Origin of the sequence: Streptomyces sp. WG5, assembly GCF_049974565.1 — a bacterium.
Taxonomy (GTDB): Bacteria; Actinomycetota; Actinomycetes; order Streptomycetales; family Streptomycetaceae; genus Streptomyces.
On record NZ_JBNGGC010000165.1, the window covers coordinates 1 to 645 of the forward strand.

At 66.2% G+C, this 645-nt stretch carries 1 protein-coding gene and 1 pseudogene; one reads left to right on the forward strand and one right to left on the reverse strand.

The window, feature by feature from the left end; genetic code table 11:
- Window positions 1–357: pseudogene (locus ACP4IX_RS36400) on the forward strand (hypothetical protein); the annotation flags it as partial.
- 95 nt (window positions 358–452) lie between these two features.
- Here ACP4IX_RS36400 and ACP4IX_RS36405 read toward each other — a convergent pair.
- Window positions 453–645, reverse strand: a 193-nt coding sequence (locus ACP4IX_RS36405; RefSeq protein ID WP_426558954.1) for a hypothetical protein, incomplete at its 5' end; no start/stop codon positions are given.

The window sequence follows — 645 nt, forward strand, 5'->3', positions numbered from 1 at the left end:
TGGGACAATCCCCGGGTGTTCGCAAATGCCAATCTGCGCGGCGGGCTTTACGCGGCGCCTGACCCGGCCGGCTTCCGCAGCTTTTCCCAGCGCTACCGTGCGAAATACAGCGGCGATCCGGTCCGCACCGCAACCCTCGCCTATGACGGCGTAGCGCTGGTTGCTGCGCTCGCCCGCACACAGGGCGGCCAGCGGTTTTCGCCGGAGGTCCTGACCAATCCTTCGGGCTTTGCGGGCATCGACGGGTTGTTTCGATTCCGCAGCGACGGCACCAATGAGCGCGGCCTCGCCGTGATGCGCGTCGCGCCCGGCGGCGGTCAGATCGCGGCTGGATCGCCGAAGAGTTTTGGGGCTTGATCGTCGTCCGGCGGTCGAGCTGCCTCGCCGAGCGCCGGCGCCCTGCTTTGCATGGGGTTGTTTTCGACATTTTTGGCAGGCGCCTCCACTCCGCCTCAAGCCTGCTCGCCCGCCAGCGTCGGATGCTCCTTCAAGACCTCGGCCTTGATCGAGCCGGCATGGATGGCGCGGAACAGCGCCCGCGCGGTCTTGATGTTGTTGGCCTTCATGCAGAGGCCGACGATCTCGCGCACCGCGGAATCGCGCATCAGCTCGTCGGATATCTTCATCGCGATCTCCATCGCGACC